The sequence below is a fragment of the Caballeronia telluris genome (assembly GCF_001544495.1).
Taxonomy (GTDB): domain Bacteria; phylum Pseudomonadota; class Gammaproteobacteria; order Burkholderiales; family Burkholderiaceae; genus Caballeronia; species Caballeronia telluris.
In genome coordinates, this window is sequence record NZ_FCNZ02000017.1 from 25551 (window position 1) to 43687 (window position 18137).

The following is an 18137-nucleotide window of genomic DNA, read 5'->3' on the forward strand; positions in this document are numbered from 1 at the left end:
GCGTGGTGCGGCTTTAAGACTTTTCGTATAGTTCAAATTTAACTTGATTGTGAAAATTGATCGTGTGTGAGCGATTTTTTTCGCGAGCCAGAGATAACCGTTGCGGATGCGTTGGAGCGTGATTGATTAGGCAATCGAATCGATATTCATTGCGGCGCCATGAGGCCGGTTAGGGATGCTAAGTGCGTCGGATTCGGATTGAAGGGAATAGGCAGGATAGCTGCATGAAGTCAAAAAAATAGGCGCGTGATTCACGTGCCTTTGAACCTGAGAGTGAGCAGATAAAAATGAAGAAGAATCAAGATGTCGTGTCGACGAATAAGCGTTCGAGTCAGCATTCCGACTCGCTTTCGCATGCGCTAGTCCGCGTGCGAGCACTTGCGAAGTGTGGGTCCATGCGCAGCGTTGCGCTCGCGACCCTGACGGTATTTGCCCTGCCGAGCATGATTCACGCCGAGGAGCGCGGTCAACTCGTCCAGGCGTCCGCGCAAACAGGCTTCTCCTATGCGGCGGAGGTGGTGCGTGCGCTGGGCGTTTTGACGAAGAGTGAGCGCAGCGCCGTCATGTCGTCACGTGCTCAGGTGTTGCCCATCGGGCCGAGTCTGTCACCCGAGCAACTGATCAAAGCCGGGCCCACCGACATAGGGGATCGGATCGAAGCGCTCGGTTCCGATTCAATTTCGATCGGCCTGAATACGCATGCCAATGGGAATCAGTCTGTCGCGATCGGTTCGAACGCAAACACGGGCAACGTGGAATCGGTTGCCATCGGCAAATCCGTCATATCGAGCGGAGTAGGGTCCACGGCGATCGGCGTCAACGCGGAGGCGACCAATGGTGACCGCTCGCTCGCCATCGGCAACCTGGCGCGAGCGGGTTCGACGGACAGCATCGTCATCGGCAACAATTCGATCGTTGGCGACACGGCGAACACGGGCACGGACAAGGGGATATCGCTTGGGACGAACAACGTCGTTTCGGGCGCGGGGTCCGTCGCGCTCGGCAATCAGGCGACGATATCCGGCATCAACTCGATGGTGCTTGGTAACGACGTGTCGGTGTCAGGTGCCAACAGCGTGGTGCTCGGCAGTGGCAGCGACGGGTCACAGAGCAATGTCGTATCGATCGGTGCGAAAGGCGCGGAGCGGCGGATCGTCAACCTTGCCCCCGGTACGCTGAGCGCAACCAGCACGGATGCCGTGAACGCATCACAGTTGCACAGTGTGGCGTCGAGCACGGCAGCCGCAATCGGCGGTGGTGCGGCGCTTGGAGCCGACGGGGCACTCAGCGCGCCCTCATTTACCGTGAACGGCGGGAAATACACCGATGTCGGCAGCGCGATCCAGGCAGCGGCGAAGGCCGGGGTCGATGCATCGGCGGATACTGTCCGATTCGACGGCGACGAGCGAACGTCTGTCACGCTCGGAGGCACGGCCGGTGCACAGATCCATAACCTGCAGGCCGGCAAGGCGGACATGGACGCCGTCAACGTCAAGCAACTGAAGGACGCCGGTCTCACGATCGACCCGAGCGGCATCGCGACGAACGCATTCGTCGCCTACGACAATATCGGTAAGGGCAAAATCACGCTCGGCGGCGGCACGGCGGGAACGATTCTTTCGAACCTCGCGAAAGGCACCGACGACTCGGACGCCGTCAACGTCAAGCAACTGAAGGACGCCGGTCTCACGATCGACCCGAGCGGCATCGCGACGAACGCATTCGTCGCCTACGACAATATCGGTAAGAGCAAAATCACGCTCGGCGGCGGCACGGCGGGAACGATTCTTTCGAACCTCGCGAAAGGCACCGACGACTCGGACGCCGTCAACGTCAAGCAACTGAAGGACGCTGGCCTCACGATCGACCCGAGCGGCATCGCGACGAATGCATTCGTCGCCTACGACAATATCGGCAAGGGCAAAATCACGCTCGGCGGCGGCACGGCGGGAACGATTCTTTCGAACCTCGCGATAGGCACCGACGATTCGGACGCCGTCAACGTCAAGCAGTTGAAGGACGCCGGCCTCACGATCGACCCGAGCGGCATCGCGACGAACGCATTCGTCGCTTATGACGATATCGGCAAGGGCAGAATCACACTCGGCGGCAGCGATGGCACGACCATCGCGAACGTAAAGGCGGGGGTCGACGACCACGACGCCGTCAACGTCGCACAGTTGAAGCAGTCGGGCCTCGTCGATCCGACCGGCAACACCCTTGCGGCGGTCGTCTACGACACCAATCCGGACGGCACCGTCAATCGCGCGCAAGTGACGCTCGGCGGCGCATCGGCGTCGGCGCCGGTCGCGCTGCGCAACGTCGCGGCTGGCCGCATCGCGGCCGGCAGCACGGACGCCGTCAACGGCGACCAGTTGTTCCAGACGAAACAGTTGGTGGATGGCCTCCAGAACGGCGGCTCTCTCAAATACTTCACGACCAACTCGAGCCTCACGGCCGCACAAGCGTCCGGCGCGGACTCGCTCGCGATCGGCGGTAATGCGCAGGCAAGCGGGAAGAACGCCGTCGCGCTGGGTGCGAATTCGGTCGCCGACCGCGCCGACTCGGTGTCGGTCGGGGCAGTCGGGCAAGAGCGGCAGATCACGAACGTGAAGGCCGGCACCGCCGACACCGACGCCGTGAACGTCTCGCAACTGAAAAGCTCGGGCCTGATCGACAGCAAGGGCAACACCGTCGCCGCGCTCACCTATGACAAGACGGCGAGCGGCGCGACGGACTACGCCAACGTGACGCTCGGCAACGGCACCTCGGGCGGCACGACGCTCCACAACGTCGCGGCCGGCTCGCTCATTACCGACGCGGTCAACGTCGGCCAATTGAACGATGCGGTCGGGAAGGTCAATAACTTCACGGCCGCGACCATGGCGCTTTTCAGCGCGGATGGCAACGGGGCGACAGAAGCGGCGGTATCGAGCGGCACGCACTCGCTCGCGCTCGGCGCGAATGCGCTCGCGAGCGGCGTGAACGCCGTGTCCACGGGCGCCGGTGCAATCGCGAGTGCCGACAATTCGGTCGCGCTCGGTGCGAACTCGGTCGCGGATCGGGCGAACAGCGTGTCGGTCGGCGCAACGGGCGCGGAGCGGCAGATCACGAATGTCGCAGCGGGCACGTCGGGCACGGATGCGGTCAACCTCGACCAGTTGAATCGCGCGTCGGGGAGCACGCTCGGTCAGGCGAACAGCTACACGGATCAGCGCTTCAACAACGCCGACCAGCAGATTCGCGATCTCGACCGCAATACGCGCAAGGGCATCGCTGCGGCATCGGCGCTCAACGTGGTGACGCCGTATCTGCCGGGACGCACCGCGCTCAACGCAGGCGTCGCGGCTTATCGCGGACAGGCGGCGCTCGGCATCGGCGTCTCGCGCTGGAACGAGAAGGGCAACCTCAACTTCAACGCGGGCGTGTCGTCGTCGGGCGGCAACAGCACCATCGTTCGCGCGGGCATCGGCTACGTATTCGGCGGCTGATCACCCACATTTCCATCGTTCGATGGTGCGACATCACAGCCACGGTGCCAGGCGCGACGTGGCTCCGACACAGGCTACACACATGAAACACACCATCGTTGCCGCAGCTTGCGTGCTGTGGCTTGCGGGCTGCTCGACGGCCGTTCGCGACAAGCTCGCGATCCAGGATCCGACAGTCTTGCAAAGAGGCTTCGACACCGAGCAGAGCGAACCAGCGGGCGCCGCGGTCCGCCAATGGACCGACGTCTATGGACAAATCAAGGCGCCGCGGGAAGTGAGCGCGTCGCTGCAGTCGAGACTCGACGGACTCGGTACAAGGAAGGAAAACTACTTCGGATACAAGGATCAATGCTGGCTGGACGCAGCCAATGAAGAGATCGCCTTGAGCAACGGTTGGGGATTTGTCGAAGAGGCGCTGGGCGAATCCGCGCGCCTGACGGCGGAACTGGAATCCGGCCGGCCTGCGAAGCTCGACAATCCGTCGCTGCGCACCGTTGCCGCACTGCGACCCGACATCGCCGCGTCGCTCGGGGTCATACGCCGCGACGCCCGTTTTGCGTATTGCCCGCAGGCACAACGGGAAGTCGCGTGCATGGAGGTCAAGCTCATGCACGCCGGGCACGATGCGTGGGCGCGCAATTTCGACGCCGCGCAGGAAAAAGTCGACGCGGTCGAGCGCGTCATGAGCGACGCGAGAGCCCATCTCGACGGCTGTGCGGTGCCGAGGCCGCCGGTCGCTGCTGTGTCGCTTCCGCCGAAGATCGCGCTGTCGGCCGATGCGCTTTTCCCGTTCGATCGCGGGGACATCGAGTCGATCACGGAAAACGGCAGGGCGAAGCTCGATGCGGTGATCGCCGATGTGAAGCGCGCCGGCGACGTGTCCGGAATCGCGATTTCCGGCTTTACCGACCGGCTCGGCAGCCTGGCCTACAACCGCGCGCTGTCGCAACGGCGCGCGACCAGCGTCCAGCGGTACTTGCAGGATCACGGCGTCACGCTGCCCATTCAGGCGCGCGGCTACGGGCCCGCTTCGCCGGGCGCGCAATGCACGATGAGCAATCACCGGGCGCTCGTCGATTGTCTTGCCGGCGACCGTCGCGTCGAACTGCAGTTCACGCGCCGCGGCGAGACGCCATCGTCGGGCGAGTAATCCGCGTAAAGAGCACAGCGGTCGAGCCGCCTCGATCGATCGGGCGGCTCGGCTGTTGTTCGTGCAGGCGCGTCTTCCGCCGGCCCGGCGCATCAAGCTAGAACGCGTAATACGGCCCGCTGCCCGCGGGCGTTACGCGCCCTTCGAGCGCAGTGAATACGCGTCGCCCGAAGAAGAACGGTAAGCCCCAATCGAAGTAATTGCCAACCGGACCGGCCAGGTTCGAGAACGCGTTGTTGCTGCTGGTGAAGAGCGCCGTCGCTGGCGCCACGGAGAAGTTCACGCCGCGTGAGGCGCCGCTCGTCGAGCGAATGGTCGCGGTGAGGCTCTGAGGCGTCGGCGGGCAATACCAGAGGCCGCACTGGGTGAGCGAATCCGACGGGAAAAAGAGCCCGTTCGAACCGCTGTCGATGAAGCTCGTCGAGAACGTGCTGCCGCCGAAGTCGGTGAGAACGAAGCCGGACAGCGTGCTGCCGCGCAGGACGGTGGCATCGCCGAGCAGGTTGTTGGCCTGCGAGCCGATGCCGAACGTCATCGTGCCCGCAACGGCCGACGCGCCGGCGTCGGGCACGGCCGGAAGCTCGATCAGCACGCCGTTGTTGTCGGCGGAGAAGCGCGCGATCGGGTTGGTCACTTGCTGCGTAACCGCGAGCGTGCTCGCGACGCATGTGCCGGTCGCGCCCGGCGTGCACGCGTAGTACCAGCGCGGCAGCGGCGCGTTGACGCAGGCGCTGCCGCAATCCGCGCTGAACGGTCCGACACCCAGGATGCCGTTGCTGCGCAAGCGCGCGGCGGTGAGCATTGGCAGGCCGGACTTGGTGCAATCGTCGGCGGCGGCGGGCACGGCCGGGTCGGCGATCACCTGGATCGACGTCGCTGCGGCGACATGGCCCGCGAGGCGGATGTCGGCGGTACGTACCGCGCCCCATGTGTAGCCGGAGCCGAACACGGTGCATTGCGCGGCGTTCGCGCCGGTGCTGGTGGCGACGGCCGGCAACGCGAGCGCGGGCGAGAGCGCCGACGCCAGAATGCGCAGCCCCTGCGAGCCGGTGTCGACCTGGACGTTGTCGATCGTCTGGCAGTTGTCGGTACCGGGCACGCAGATCGTGACGCTCGTCTGCAACATATTGCGCGTGCCCGTTTCGACGCGCGACACGCTGATCGGCTGGACATTCGGCGTAGTCGATTGCGGTACGACGTTGACGGACGCCGACGATGCGGGCGTCGGCGCGGTAACGGATGCGGGCGCGACGACGGACGCCGGAGCGGGGGCCGGGCTGGTCGGCGTCGACGAACTGTCGCCGCCGCCGCCGCACGCGGAAAGCGCGCCGGTCGCGAGGATCGCGATGAGCGACGCTGTGAGCAGGAGACATCGACTGGATCGCATGACCTGGGCTCCTATTCGATGTCGGCGGCGGTAACGCCCGCCGGGAGCGCGTCGGTGAGCCACGCGCGGCCGACGAACTGCCTCAGCCGCACGCCGGACTCGACGACGAGGTCGTCCTCGGCCACGCGGGATCCGTGCAGTCCGTGGCTGGCTTGCGAGCCCGCTGCTGCGCTTTTGTAGCGCGCGAAGTGGGCGCCCAGGAGCGCCTCGAGGTCGGGCATTGCGGCGCCGTGCCAACTGACGGCATAGACGACGCCTGCGGAGTCGATGTACTGGCGCAGCGTGATGCCGTTGGAATCAGTGGTTTCGTCGAAGGACAGTTCGCCGTTCTTCGCGTGCCGAATGACCGGGACGGGTGATGAATCGAGCGTGGTGACGATCGTCGATCCGAGTCGTGCAACAGCGGGTTCGCCCGTCATCATCAGACACGCGATCGTGGCCGCCATGAAATAGTAAGGAGGTCTTATGCGTGAGGTCGCCATTTGGGGTATCGATCCAGTGAGGTTCTTATTTTTGAGATGAAATTTTAAGATGGCGCGATACCCAAATGACGCGATGGCGCAGTCCTATGAAGGGTTATTGAGATAAGAGCGAAATGTCTGAATAAGGCTTATTTATCAAGCCGTTGCGACGCACGATGGCGGTCGGTTTGAAAGGAGAATTGTCAAAGTTTGTCAAGCCGACATGCCGCGGATGAATCCCCGCCAAAAGAGTGCGTGCAACTGGCGATGCAGCGGGACATGCGCTACGCCACTGCGCATCAAAATCACAGTGACCGCGTTCGGGATTCGGTGGCCGACGTATGGGTCAGCGCACGACGAAAACCGCGCCGCGCCATGCTGTTTTTGCACGGCGACGCGCGGCACCGGTAAAATACTAGGTTGATCCACGGAAAACCCCGTGGCGTAGCGGAAGGACTTCCCAAACATGACAGATTTTCGTGTGACCAAGCGGTTGGCAGCACTCTTGATGGCGGCAGGGTTCGTGGCCGGATGCGGCACGTCGTCCCCCACCGCGATCAACTACAAGAGCGATCAACGCTCGAAGCAGGCGTCGCTCGCAGTTCCGCCGAATTTGCTCGATGAAGCGTCCGACCAGCGCTCGTTGCCGCCTCAGGGCGGGCAGGCGACGCTGTCCGACCTGCAGCAGGTTCAGAAGGCCGCCCCGACTGCTCCGACCGTGGTTCCGCCCGTATCGGGCATGCATATCCAGCGTGATGGCACGGAGCGCTGGCTCGTCATCGACAGCAAGTCGCCGGACCAGGTCTGGCCGCAAGTTCGACGTTTCTGGCAGGAACAGGGCTTTTTGCTCGTCGTCGACGCCCGCGACAAGGGCGTGATGGAAACCGACTGGAACGAAACCCATCCGCAAATTTCCGACGGTCTGATTCGCAATACGCTGTCGAAGGCGACCGGCAATTCGTATGTCACCGCCGAACGCAACAAATACCGCACGCGTCTCGAAGTGGCGCCGAACGGCGGCACCTACGTGTTCGTGAGCCAGAAGGGCATGCGCGAGGCACTGACGGGCGTCAACAACGATTCGAGCCAGTGGCAGGCTCGTCCGAACGATCCGGCGCTCGAAAACGAGTATCTGAAGCGCTTGATGGCGACGCTCGCGATGTCGGACTCGCGCACGGCCGGCGGCGGTTCGGACGCGTCGACGCTCGGCACCTCGGCGACGGCCGGAACCGCCGCAAAGGGCGGCAATGCGGCGGCGAAGGCAACCGCCGTGCAGAACGTCCAGCTTTCCAGCCAGACGGCGGTGAGCAACGACACGGTACCCGAGGCGTCGTCCGCGGAACTGACGCTGCCCGAGCCTTATGACCGCGCGTGGTTGCGCGTCGGCATCGCGCTCGACCGCAGCAACTTCACGGTCGACGACCGCGACCGCGCGAAGGGCGTCTATTTCGTTCGCTATGTCGATCCGAAGGACATGACGTCGGCGGAGCAGGGCTTCTGGAGCCAGGTGTTCCACGGCCGGAAGGAGAAGGTCGCGAAGCAATACGAAGTCAATGTGCGGGCGATCACGGAGCAGCAAACCCGCGTGTCGATCGTCGACGACAAGGGCCAGGTGGATTCCTCGCCGCAGGCTCGTCAGATCATGGCATTGCTCGCCGATCAGATCAGCTGATCCGGTATCCAGTGCGTTTCGCCGAACGCAAAACCGCCTCGATTTCGAGGCGGTTTTTTTATGCGTGCGCGGGCCGGACGCGCGTTGCATCAGCGACGTTTCGCGTTGAGGGCAGCGCGCAGTGTTTCGGTAAGGTTATGTGCGGGAAAGCTTATAAGAATCAATCGCATGCCGGGTAGAGTGCTCACACGGCATGCGATCCAAGCGCGGATGTTGCGCGTCTGCGGCGCGGGCCCGACAAAGCGCGCGAGCATGGGCTCCGCGTTGCTTCCGTCGTCCGAATACAGGCCTCGCGCGTGCGCGCGGCCGCCGGTGGCCCCGTCGCCTATCCTCGTAGGGCGACGGTTTTTACCCGCGTTTCGATGAGACGCGGGTTTTTCTTTTTTCATCCGGATGTCGATTGCCGGCACCGCCGGGCGGGCGAACAATCCGCGGCGCAGTTATCCTTGTCCTTCTTTCATTCGAGGAAAACGCCCATGTCGGAAATTGCCGTTGTTGCCACGTTCGTTGCGAAACCCGGGCAGGAAGAGAAGTTGAAGGAAGCGTTGCAGGGGCTCGTCGAGCCGACGCTCAAGGAGCGCGGCGCCTTGCAATACGACTTGCATCGCGATCTGAAGGAGCCGCGGCGCTTCGTCTTCTTCGAGCGCTGGACAAGTGAAGCGGCGCTCGAGGAACACGGCCGCTCGCCGCATATCCAGGCGCATCGGCTCAATGCGCCGGCGCTCGTCGAGCAAGGCGAGATTCACGTCGTGGCGAAACTCTGACGCTTGCCGCGAGCGCGCCAGGTCGCGCGTTCAATGCGTTTCGTGCGGGACGTCGAGGATGAGGATGATGGTCCAGTCGGCGTCGCCTTCGTGATGATATTGACGCTCGGCGACGATGAACGGCTGCTGCTTGCCTTCCGGGCCCAGAAACAGGACATCGCCTTCCATCGGCAGGCATTCCACGGGCGGAAGGGCGAGATAGGCGTCCTTGTTGGCGCTGCGCGGCATCAGTTTTTCGATCTTGCGAGACGCGGCTTCGGTCCATTCGATGTCGAGCTGGATATTGCTCATGCTGTCCTCCGCACCTGCGTGCGTTAGCGGGTTCAACGGGAAAAGGGGCGAAAAATGTCGATGCGCAATGTAGCATACCGCCCGCGCGACTGAGCCGTGCGTCCCGCCAGAAATCGATCTCGCGCGCTGACGCACGCCCAATGAATAAAGCCGGAAACCGCGCTTCGCGCGCGGTCTCCGGCTTTATGTTTTACGAGGAAGCTGGCGGTCTACTGGCCGGCTTCGGGCGCCATTTTCTTCGAACCGGATTTCTTGTGGTGACCCTTGTGGGCCGGCGCCTGCGCGGGCATGTTTTGCATACTATCCTGACGCGATTGCAAGTTCTGCGCGCGCATTTCGATATCGGAAATCTTGGCGGGATCGGTGCTCATCGTCACGCCTTGATCGCCCTGCGCATACGCAACCGATGCGACTGCGCTCAGGGACAACAGAACAGCCAGGGACACTTTCTTCATTGTTACCTCCTAGTAGTAGTTGAACCCGGGAATCGCCTGTCCGATGCTTGGACATCGCCATATGTCTGAGCAAAAACCGCTCCTGCGGCCGCTCGCGCAACAATGCACGCCAATGTTGCGTTCAATTGCCCGCCAGGATTGAAAGCTCACGGGCCACAAGGAACGGCCCGCGGTATCGGTATCGGATGCCCGGCTCCAGCCAGTCGAAGACTGAGCGGCGATGATACCGCCGGCCTCGGTCGTTTTCTAGTCCTTATTAATTCGAGACGATCGCGCACGTCGAATAAGACAATGGCGTTGCGACGAAACGGATCGATGAGATCAGTAGAGATGCAGCCGGCGATATACATGAAAGCGCGCGATTCCCACGAGTTCGTGCCACGCGATCTCCGCCGTGACGAAGCCTTCGATGGTCGGGAAAAAGGTCGCGCGCGCGAACCGCACGTTCGACACGACGGGCTGCGGCGTCAGGCCAAAAGCCTCGAAAGCGAGCATGGCGCGCTGCATGTGATATGAAGAAGTGACGACGATCAGCGTATCGTCATGTTCGGGCCGCAAAATGGCGGCGACGTTGCGCGCGTTCTGATAAGTGTTGAGGCTCTGGTTCTCGCGCGCGAGGTCCGCGCCGTTCACGCCGCGAGCGAGCAGGTAGGGCGCGTAGTTGTCGGCTTCGGCCTCGCCGTGATGTTGCGGATCGCCGCCGCTCACGATGACCCGGCACACCGCGCCGCTGTCCCTGCATGCGCGATACAACTCGGCCGTCACGCGGATACGCAGGATCGAATCGCGCTTGGGGACGAGCCGGGAATCGCCGTGCCGGTCAGTTCCGCCGCCTAGCAGAACAATTGTCGTGCGCGGCGCGAATTCGGGCGCGAGCACCTGTTCATAACCGCGCTGAACGAAGTCGAGCGCGGGGCGCGAGAGCCAGCCCGCCCCGAAGGCCCAGAAGACGATGCAGCAGAGGATTGCAATTACGGCGCGCTTTCGTCGCCAAAGCGCAAATAGCGCAAAAAAAAGCAGCAATAAAGTGAATAGAACCAATTTGATTGGGGTAACGTATGGTTTTCGAGACAATCCGCTGCGCCGTCGCATTCTCTGGAATACGCCGACGAATGGCGGGTGAAGCGTGCGATCAGCACGCCTGGAACGGGGGCTTGAAATAACAAGCAGCACCTAGCGCAAGCGGCGGCTGCGATTCCGGTCCTGGGCCGCGAAGCGGCGTACGGAGCGGATAGGGCATGCCGCCTTTAGTCGGTGCCGCGGGGGTCGTCTGACTGCTCGCACGCGGTGCCGTCATGGCTGCACAGGAAGAAAGAACGAAATGACCACGTATTCTAACGAAGCCGTACTCGAAGCGCTCCGGCGAGCCCAGTATCGTCAGGTCCCGTGGGCGAAACGCCCTCCCGTGTTCGATCAATTGCGTGCGCTCGGTTTGCTCGAACTCGTCCGTCAGCGCACGGTGGCGCCGGCGCCCGGGTTTCACGCGCCGGTCGATATCGCTGTCGTCACCGAGCGGGGCCGGCTCGAATTCAACCGCCTCGCACGCGACGAACGTTCGATGGACTGGGATCTGCATCGCGCCGAGCGCTACACCCTCGCCACGCACGAACCGGTTCTCGAGGCCCGGGTCTAGGACAGCACGGCTCGAACCCGGGACGCGACACTCGCCACGTTCCAAGGGAATGAGATAAGGGCGGAAAAGCGCCGGGGTGCGGTGTCGGCGCGGCAGTGACCGCCTTGGCCCGACGCCGGTCAGAACGGCCGGCCGAAAAAAAGCCCGTATCACAAGGATACGGGCATACCGGATCTTACTGCTGCCACGCTGTGCTCATGGCATTGGATGGGACTCGTGGAGCCGTCAGTGGTTCCCGCTGAGCATCGGGCGAATTCAGATCGCTCTTGGAATCACCCTGGTATGTGGTTCTGCCCACGCGTTGCGTCAATGTCGACGTGGACGTTCTTCTTGCTCGTCGTCCGGGCGCACCCGCACGTTGCTCGCAATATCGCCGCGCAGATCGCCTCGCGGCGCGGGCGGACTGAAGTCCCTGGCACGAGCGACATCCTGTTGAGCGGGCGCAGTCGCTTGAGCGCTTGCCTGGACGCTGAGATCTTCGGGTTGCAACTGCGCCTGCGCGTTCGCCGCTCCACACAAAATTGAAACGACAATGCCGCACGCAAGCCGTGACATTGGTCTCATGGTGAGCTCCCTTCAGGCCAATACGAAAGCCCGTTCGATAGGTCACCAACTTATGCCAGCACGCCTGTCGGCGCTGTAAATAATGGTAAAGAGTTGTTTCGATGCTGGAAAAGCCGAACGACAAGCGCGTCAGAACGCACTTTCATGCGGAAGGGAATCGATCGAGGTTTCGCCTGGCAGCAGGCGAAACCTCGCGAAGGAAAAGCGCAAAAAGATTTTGACGCTTTTTGTTCATGCCAAGATGCAGTCAGTCGATCGCTCAGGCCATTTTGGCTGGCGCGCGCCACGATTCCGGATTGGTCCAGAACGCGCCGCGCAGACGATCGCGGCTCGGCGGTGCAGGCGGTTTGGCAGCAGTCGAACCGATGCGGCCGCGCAGCGACACTTCCCGGCCGTTGTTGCCGAGTCGCTTCACGATTTCGGCGAGGGTGCCATCGGCCTGCCATTCGTCGAACCGGCGACGGCAGGTCGGCGGCGACGGATAGCGGCCGGGCAGCTTCGACCAGCCTTCACCGGTCGAAAGCACCCACAGCACCGCGTTGACCACTGCGCGCGCTTCGACGCGCGGACGGCCGCGCCGCTCACTGCGTGCAGGTTCCGAACAGAACAGCGCCTCGACCAGCGCCCACTCGTTATCTCTCAAATCGTCGAACAGCGTCATGTTTCACCTCAGCGAAGCTAACCCCGGTGCGCCGCCCCGCGCCGCGCACTCTGGTCGGAATTCGAAGAACGAATACCAGGCAGATCGGATACCGTCTGCGGCGGACGATTTGCTTATGACCGCTGACGGCGCCGACCCTGTGCGCAATGAAATGCGAGAACCGTGCCATGTGAGCAGCAAATGCCGGGAAACCCACATGGCAGTAGGCTGGCGCGATGCCAGCATGGCCGCTATCAGACCCGAAACAGGGTATTTGCGAAATCGGGACAATCACCAATCCAGTGCAGCAAGCCCTCACTGCGTGCGTTGCGGGCATTTTGTTGCACCGCAGCGAACCTCGTTTCGAACGATCGTTCCCGCCAAAACGCGCACTGATCGGTGTGATTGATGACGGACGGGAACGAACGCGACGCGCAATGTGACGCTGCCGGCAGTTGCGCGTATTCATCGCGTGGCGCGCTTGCGCAGCTTCAGCCGCCCGGCGCCAGCGCGGTAGACTTCCATTTTCTATCGACGGGGCGGAGCGATGAGCGAATCGGCGGGAGCGGTATCGGCGGAGTTGGGCGTGTTGAGTGGCACAAGTGGCGGCGAGCACGGCGGCCACGCGCCGAACGCACGCGATGCCGTGCGTGATTTGCGTCCGTCGCAGATCCGCGAGGTCGCGAACGCCGGTTTCGGCGTGCCGGACGTGCTGCCGTTCTGGTTCGGCGAATCGGATCGCGTGACGCCGCAGTTCATCCGCGACGCCGCGAGCCGCGCGCTCGCCGACGGCGCCACCTTCTACACGCACAATCTCGGCATCGCGCCGCTGCGCGAGGCGCTCGCCGGCTACGTGAGCGCGCTGCACGGCACGACGGAGCCCGGGCACATCGCGGTCACGAGCGCGGGCGTCAATGCGCTGATGCTCGCCGCGCAGCTCGTGGCGGGCGCGGGCGACCGGGTCGTCGCGGTCACGCCGCTGTGGCCGAACCTCGTCGAGATCCCGAAGATCCTGGGCGCGCATGTCGAGACCGTCTCGCTCACCTACGGCGCCGACGGCTGGACGCTCGATCTCGAACGCCTCCTCGCCGCGCTGACGCCCGGCACGCGGATGCTCATGATCAACTCGCCGAACAATCCGACCGGCTGGACGATGACCCGCGACGAGCAGCGCGCGGTGCTCGAGCATTGCCGGCGTCACGGTATCTGGATCGTCGCGGACGAAGTCTACGAGCGGCTCTATTACGGTGCAGAGGGGCGCGTGGCGCCGTCGTTCCTCGATCTCGCGACGCGCGACGAACGCGTGATCGCGGTGAACTCGTTTTCGAAGGCATGGCTGATGACGGGCTGGCGCCTCGGCTGGCTCGTCGCCCCGGCGGCGCTCATGGACGACCTCGGCAAGCTCGTCGAATACAACACGTCGTGCGCGCCGTCGTTCGTTCAGCAGGCGGGCGTCGTCGCGGTGCAGGAAGGCGAGCGGTTCACGGCGTCGCTCGTCGACGACTTGCGTGCGAGCCGCGATCATCTCGTCGCCGCGCTGCGGGCGATCCCGGGCGTGGACGTGCGCGCGCCGCTCGGCGCGATGTATCTCTTTTTCTCGCTGCCCGGCGCCGGACGCAGTCTCGACCTATGCAAGGCGCTCGTGCGCGAGGCGCATCTCGGGCTCGCGCCCGGCAGCGCGTTCGGCGCGGAGGGCGAGGGCTTCGTGCGCTGGTGCTACGCGTGCGACCCTGCGAGGCTCGATCGGGGTGTCGAGCGGCTGCGCGAATTTCTTGCGTCGAACGCGCGTTCCTGACCCATGCCACGGTGCGAAACACGCTTTTTGTGCGCCCTTTGGCGTTGCGACGTGAGCGTTCGCGAGGCGAAATGTTTCACCTTTACGCACCGGTTCTTTTTGCGTAATATGGCGCTCAGTCACGCGCTTGGCGCCAGTCAATGCGCTACTCCGTCCGACTGGGATGGCTCGGTGACCCGCCAGAAGTACCGCGAATAGTCTGATTCGCACTGGCCGGTCGCCCGGTTCGGCTCCCCCCGGTGCGTGCTCCCAATCAATATGACCGACCAAAATCGGGCGAGCGCGTCTAGAAATTCCGTGTTCCAGTTTCATCGTCCGCAGCATTGCCCGGACGCACTGGCCCGCTCGAATCCGATTGATCCGGTTCATTGACCATACAGGGTCTGACCTAGCTGCATGAATACCCAAGAGGCGAAGATCGTCCTCGAGACTGCTTTGATTTGCGCGCAGGAACCGCTGAAACTCGGAGAGTTGCGCAAGCTCTTCGCCGACGATATTTCGGCTGACACCGTCCGCACGCTGCTCGAAGGCCTGAAGGAAGACTGGTCCGGCCGCGGCGTGGAACTGGTGGCGCTCGCGTCCGGATGGCGCTTTCAAAGCAAGCCCGCAATGCGGGGTTATCTCGATCGGCTGCACCCGGAAAAGCCGCCCAAGTACTCGCGCGCCGTTCTCGAAACGCTCGCGATCATCGCCTATCGGCAGCCGGTGACGCGGGGCGACATCGAGGAAATTCGCGGCGTCACCGTGAACACGCAGGTCGTGAAGCAGCTCGAGGACCGCAGCTGGATCGAGGTGATCGGTCATCGCGACGTGCCGGGGCGCCCGGCGCTTTACGCGACGACCAAGCAGTTTCTCGACGATCTCGGCCTCACCGCGCTCGACGAATTGCCCGCGCTGGATAATCCGTCCGCGCAGTTCGAAGCGGCACTGATGGCGCAGCATTCGATCGAGTTTGTCGAGGGCGATGCGCCCGCTTCCGGTGCCGGCGAGCCACCTTTGCCGCAGGATGCGGCCGATTTCGACGCGGCCGGGGAACACGGCGTGCAGCCGGCAGTCCACGAGGAAGGGGCAGCGCAGGAAGGCTTGCCCGCCGACGAAACGCACGCCGAAGCGGGCACGCCGGCTGCTGCCACGGCCTTCGATGTCGAAGCGCCGCGCGAATCGGCGTCGACGACGAACCACGAGGCGTCAGCGCCGGCCGGCTCCGCCGCCATAGTGCCCGACGCACCTGCGCAAGCAGACGAACAGCAACACGCAGTACCCCCGACCGACCGGGCGCAGCACGACACTCACGTGAGCGCGACCGGACCGGAACCGGTGCAGGCGAGCCATAGCGAACCCGAAGAACGCGACGCCGCCACGCCGGACGACAACCCGCTCACCGACGACGATACCGACGAACGGGAAGCACGCCGCGCCTGATGCAATTGCACGGACCCTGATCCGGCTGTCCATAACGATCAGTTCACACGATCAGCCGAACGATCAGCGGATTTTTTTGACGCGCCCGCGACGGGCGCGCGACTCGACACATTTGAGGTTGTTTTGACACACTCCCACGACAGCGATTCGCCCGAATCCGAGCGCCCCGTTCGTGCCACGGACGCACAAGGCCCGTCCTCGAACGACGACCGCGACGACCGCGCGCGCGCCGACGATTCCGCCGAGAGCGATGATCGCCCGCGTCGCGGCTTGCGTCGCGGACCGCGCAGCCTGATCGCCCGGCGCCGTGCCGTCGCGAAGACGAAGGGTGCCGAGGAAGGCGTCCCGGCGACCGGCGCGGTGGCGGAAGCGCCGCCGGATGGCGTCGTCGTCGCGCAGGTTCGCATGCCGCGCAAGGATGCGGGCGCGCGCGCGCCCCGCAAGGACGCGGCCAAGCGCGAGGGCGGCGCCAGTCGGGACGCGGCGGGCAAGGAGCCGAAGGACGGATCGCGCGAAGGCGGCCGCCGTCAGCCGGGCGCGCAAAAGAAGCGCGGCAAGCGCGACGACGCGGACGCACCGGTGCAGAGCCCGGCTGCGGCAGCCGTCGACGATGTGTTCGCCTACGTCACGTCACCTGCGTTCGACGCAGACAACAGCGCGGGCAGCGTGCGCGCGCCGATGCTGCGCCGCGGCCGTGATGCACTGCAAAAGCGCGTGCTGGAACCCGATGATGACGCGCCGAAGCTCCACAAGGTGCTCGCCGAAGCGGGCATGGGATCGCGTCGGGACATGGAAGAGCTGATCATCGCGGGCCGCGTGTCGGTGAACGGCGAGCCGGCGCACATCGGCCAGCGCATCATGCCGACCGACCAGGTCCGGATCAACGGCAAGCCGGTGAAGCGCAAGCTCACGAGCAAGCCGCCGCGCATCCTGCTGTATCACAAGCCGACCGGTGAAATCGTGAGTCATGCCGATCCGGAAGGCCGCCCGTCGGTGTTCGACAAGCTGCCGCCGATGAAAACGGCCAAGTGGCTCGCCGTCGGCCGGCTCGACTTCAATACCGAAGGCCTGCTGCTCCTCACGACCTCGGGCGATCTGGCGAACCGCTTCATGCATCCGCGTTACAGCGTCGAGCGCGAGTACGCAGTGCGGGTGGTCGGCGAGCTGTCGGAAGGGATGCGCCAGAAGCTCCTGAAGGGCGTCGAGCTCGACGACGGTCCTGCCAACTTCCTGCGTATCCGCGACGGCGGCGGCGAAGGCACGAACCACTGGTATCACGTGGCGCTGGCCGAAGGCCGCAACCGCGAAGTGCGCCGGATGTTCGAAGCGGCCGGCCTGATGGTGAGCCGGCTGATTCGCACGCGTCACGGTCCGATCGCGTTGCCGAAGGGACTGAAGCGCGGCCGTTGGGAAGAACTCGAGGACAACCAGGTGCGCAGCCTGATGGAATCGGTCGGACTCAAGGCGCCGGTGGAGGAAAAGGGCGGACGCAATTCGGCACCGCGCGTGCAGCCGGACCCGATGCAGACGTCGATGGGGTTCATCACGCGTGAGCCCGTACTCAGCTCGCACTCGCGTATGGCGCAGACGCCCACGCGCGGCGGCGGCGGCGCGGGCGGCGGTCGGCGCGGCGCGGCGGGCGGTTTCGGCAATTCGACGGGCGGCTTCGGCGGCACCGGCGGTTTCGGCGGAGCCAGCGGCGTCGGTGGTGGCCGGGGCGGGCGCGAAGCGGACGGCAATCGCGCTGGCGGCGAGCCGAACGGCAATCGCGCGCCGGGCGGCCGTGGCGGCGCCGGTCCGCGTGGCACTCGTGCGCAGGGCGGTCCCCAAGGGCCGGCAGCCGGCGGCGGGAAGCGCACCGGCGCGGCGGGTCCGCGTGCTGGCGGGCGTCAGGGTCCGCAAGGCGGCGGTCAGGGCAAGCCTGGCAATGCGGGCGGCGCGGGACGCGGTCCGCGCCCGGCCACGCCGCGCAACCGCACGCGCGGTCGCTGAACGAGGTGCGCGGTCGAGCTTGAAACGCAACGGTCCGGCCGCATCTCGAACGCACCGGCCGGGCGCGATGGGTTCGATCACGAAGGGGCACGCCAGCGTGCCCCTTCGCATTGGCCACCCGCTTCGCAAGACATCGGCAAACGTTGCGCGTGTTTCCCAGCGAAATCGCGGGGAATCGACGCTGGATCGGCCGCGAATGTGCGGCAAACGCGTCGGGTTCGGTTGCCTTTATCACGAAAAATGGCTAAAATCACAAAGTCGCTGGGCATGCAGTTTCGTGGAGCTAGTCATAGCCGCCCGGATGCGACCTCGGTTTAAAAGAAATTGGGCGTTGCGCCCATTTTTTTTTGGCTATTCGGTTCGGCATCTTGGGGCAACGAAGGTGCGCGCCGGCTTAAAGGCGCGGCCCGCAGGTGTTCT

Annotated in this window: 15 protein-coding genes; 9 read left to right on the forward strand and 6 right to left on the reverse strand. The window is 64.3% G+C overall.

Annotation, left to right across the window (positions count from 1 at the left end):
- Window positions 1–395 precede the first annotated feature (395 nt).
- The gene (locus tag AWB66_RS21240; protein WP_159462925.1) at window positions 396–3491 is read left to right on the forward strand and encodes a YadA-like family protein; all 3096 of its coding nucleotides are present in this window, start codon (window positions 396–398) and stop codon (window positions 3489–3491) included.
- 82 nt (window positions 3492–3573) lie between these two features.
- On the forward strand, window positions 3574–4641 hold the full coding sequence (locus AWB66_RS21245) for an OmpA family protein (protein ID WP_159462926.1): 1068 nt from the start codon (window positions 3574–3576) through the stop codon (window positions 4639–4641).
- Window positions 4642–4738: 97 nt separating this feature from the next.
- On the opposite strand, the gene AWB66_RS21250 is transcribed toward AWB66_RS21245, so the two are convergent.
- The gene (locus tag AWB66_RS21250; protein ID WP_087632156.1) at window positions 4739–6028 is read right to left on the reverse strand and encodes a DUF3443 family protein; all 1290 of its coding nucleotides are present in this window, start codon (window positions 6026–6028) and stop codon (window positions 4739–4741) included.
- An 11-nt stretch (window positions 6029–6039) separates the two neighbouring features.
- Entirely contained in the window at window positions 6040–6450 is a 411-nt protein-coding gene (locus tag AWB66_RS21255; protein ID WP_087632237.1) for a DUF2844 domain-containing protein, read from the reverse strand.
- A gap of 505 nt (window positions 6451–6955) precedes the next feature.
- Between AWB66_RS21255 and bamC the strand changes: the two genes are divergently transcribed.
- Both bamC and AWB66_RS21270 read left to right on the forward strand, forming a co-directional pair.
- Window positions 6956–8161, forward strand: a complete 1206-nt coding sequence (gene bamC, locus AWB66_RS21265) for an outer membrane protein assembly factor BamC (protein WP_087632158.1) — start codon at window positions 6956–6958, stop codon at window positions 8159–8161.
- A gap of 476 nt (window positions 8162–8637) precedes the next feature.
- Complete coding sequence (locus AWB66_RS21270) at window positions 8638–8925, forward strand: putative quinol monooxygenase (protein ID WP_087632159.1); 288 nt, start codon at window positions 8638–8640, stop codon at window positions 8923–8925.
- 30 nt (window positions 8926–8955) lie between these two features.
- On the opposite strand, the gene AWB66_RS21275 is transcribed toward AWB66_RS21270, so the two are convergent.
- From AWB66_RS21275 to AWB66_RS21285, 3 genes are all read right to left on the reverse strand, one after another.
- Complete coding sequence (locus tag AWB66_RS21275; protein WP_087632160.1) at window positions 8956–9216, reverse strand: DNA-binding protein; 261 nt, start codon at window positions 9214–9216, stop codon at window positions 8956–8958.
- Window positions 9217–9425: 209 nt separating this feature from the next.
- On the reverse strand, window positions 9426–9671 hold the full coding sequence (locus AWB66_RS21280) for a hypothetical protein (RefSeq protein ID WP_087632161.1): 246 nt from the start codon (window positions 9669–9671) through the stop codon (window positions 9426–9428).
- Between the two features lie 321 nt (window positions 9672–9992).
- Complete coding sequence (locus AWB66_RS21285) at window positions 9993–10712, reverse strand: YdcF family protein (protein WP_200819036.1); 720 nt, start codon at window positions 10710–10712, stop codon at window positions 9993–9995.
- A 280-nt stretch (window positions 10713–10992) separates the two neighbouring features.
- Between AWB66_RS21285 and AWB66_RS21290 the strand changes: the two genes are divergently transcribed.
- Both AWB66_RS21290 and AWB66_RS34975 read left to right on the forward strand, forming a co-directional pair.
- Window positions 10993–11304, forward strand: coding sequence for a hypothetical protein (locus tag AWB66_RS21290; RefSeq protein ID WP_087632163.1), 312 nt, complete (start codon window positions 10993–10995; stop codon window positions 11302–11304).
- A gap of 309 nt (window positions 11305–11613) precedes the next feature.
- The gene (locus tag AWB66_RS34975) at window positions 11614–11829 is read left to right on the forward strand and encodes a hypothetical protein (RefSeq protein ID WP_159462927.1); all 216 of its coding nucleotides are present in this window, start codon (window positions 11614–11616) and stop codon (window positions 11827–11829) included.
- 298 nt (window positions 11830–12127) lie between these two features.
- Here the strand turns inward: AWB66_RS34975 and AWB66_RS21300 are convergent, their stop codons facing one another.
- The gene (locus AWB66_RS21300) at window positions 12128–12529 is read right to left on the reverse strand and encodes a transposase (protein WP_062637477.1); all 402 of its coding nucleotides are present in this window, start codon (window positions 12527–12529) and stop codon (window positions 12128–12130) included.
- A 526-nt stretch (window positions 12530–13055) separates the two neighbouring features.
- Here AWB66_RS21300 and AWB66_RS21305 point away from each other — a divergent pair.
- The 3 genes from AWB66_RS21305 to rluB all read left to right on the forward strand — a co-directional run bounded on the left by AWB66_RS21305 (window position 13056) and on the right by rluB (window position 17717).
- Complete coding sequence (locus tag AWB66_RS21305) at window positions 13056–14303, forward strand: pyridoxal phosphate-dependent aminotransferase (RefSeq protein ID WP_087632165.1); 1248 nt, start codon at window positions 13056–13058, stop codon at window positions 14301–14303.
- 396 nt (window positions 14304–14699) lie between these two features.
- Complete coding sequence (gene scpB, locus AWB66_RS21310; protein ID WP_087632166.1) at window positions 14700–15725, forward strand: SMC-Scp complex subunit ScpB; 1026 nt, start codon at window positions 14700–14702, stop codon at window positions 15723–15725.
- A 123-nt stretch (window positions 15726–15848) separates the two neighbouring features.
- Entirely contained in the window at window positions 15849–17717 is a 1869-nt protein-coding gene (gene rluB / locus AWB66_RS21315; RefSeq protein WP_087632167.1) for a 23S rRNA pseudouridine(2605) synthase RluB, read from the forward strand.
- Window positions 17718–18137 lie beyond the last annotated feature (420 nt).

What these genes read in the sequence shown, in the direction of transcription:
- AWB66_RS21240 (WP_159462925.1), top strand. Translation starts at nt 396, where the DNA reads ATGCGCAGCGTTGCGCTCGCGACCCTGACGGTATTTGCCCTGCCGAGC.
- AWB66_RS21245 (WP_159462926.1), top strand. Translation starts at nt 3,574, where the DNA reads ATGAAACACACCATCGTTGCCGCAGCTTGCGTGCTGTGGCTTGCGGGC.
- AWB66_RS21250 (WP_087632156.1), bottom strand. Translation starts at nt 6,028, where the DNA reads ATGCGATCCAGTCGATGTCTCCTGCTCACAGCGTCGCTCATCGCGATC.
- AWB66_RS21255 (WP_087632237.1), bottom strand. Translation starts at nt 6,450, where the DNA reads ATGATGACGGGCGAACCCGCTGTTGCACGACTCGGATCGACGATCGTC.
- bamC (WP_087632158.1), top strand. Translation starts at nt 6,956, where the DNA reads ATGACAGATTTTCGTGTGACCAAGCGGTTGGCAGCACTCTTGATGGCG.
- AWB66_RS21270 (WP_087632159.1), top strand. Translation starts at nt 8,638, where the DNA reads ATGTCGGAAATTGCCGTTGTTGCCACGTTCGTTGCGAAACCCGGGCAG.
- AWB66_RS21275 (WP_087632160.1), bottom strand. Translation starts at nt 9,216, where the DNA reads ATGAGCAATATCCAGCTCGACATCGAATGGACCGAAGCCGCGTCTCGC.
- AWB66_RS21280 (WP_087632161.1), bottom strand. Translation starts at nt 9,671, where the DNA reads ATGAAGAAAGTGTCCCTGGCTGTTCTGTTGTCCCTGAGCGCAGTCGCA.
- AWB66_RS21290 (WP_087632163.1), top strand. Translation starts at nt 10,993, where the DNA reads ATGACCACGTATTCTAACGAAGCCGTACTCGAAGCGCTCCGGCGAGCC.
- AWB66_RS34975 (WP_159462927.1), top strand. Translation starts at nt 11,614, where the DNA reads ATGTCGACGTGGACGTTCTTCTTGCTCGTCGTCCGGGCGCACCCGCAC.
- AWB66_RS21300 (WP_062637477.1), bottom strand. Translation starts at nt 12,529, where the DNA reads ATGACGCTGTTCGACGATTTGAGAGATAACGAGTGGGCGCTGGTCGAG.
- AWB66_RS21305 (WP_087632165.1), top strand. Translation starts at nt 13,056, where the DNA reads ATGAGCGAATCGGCGGGAGCGGTATCGGCGGAGTTGGGCGTGTTGAGT.
- scpB (WP_087632166.1), top strand. Translation starts at nt 14,700, where the DNA reads ATGAATACCCAAGAGGCGAAGATCGTCCTCGAGACTGCTTTGATTTGC.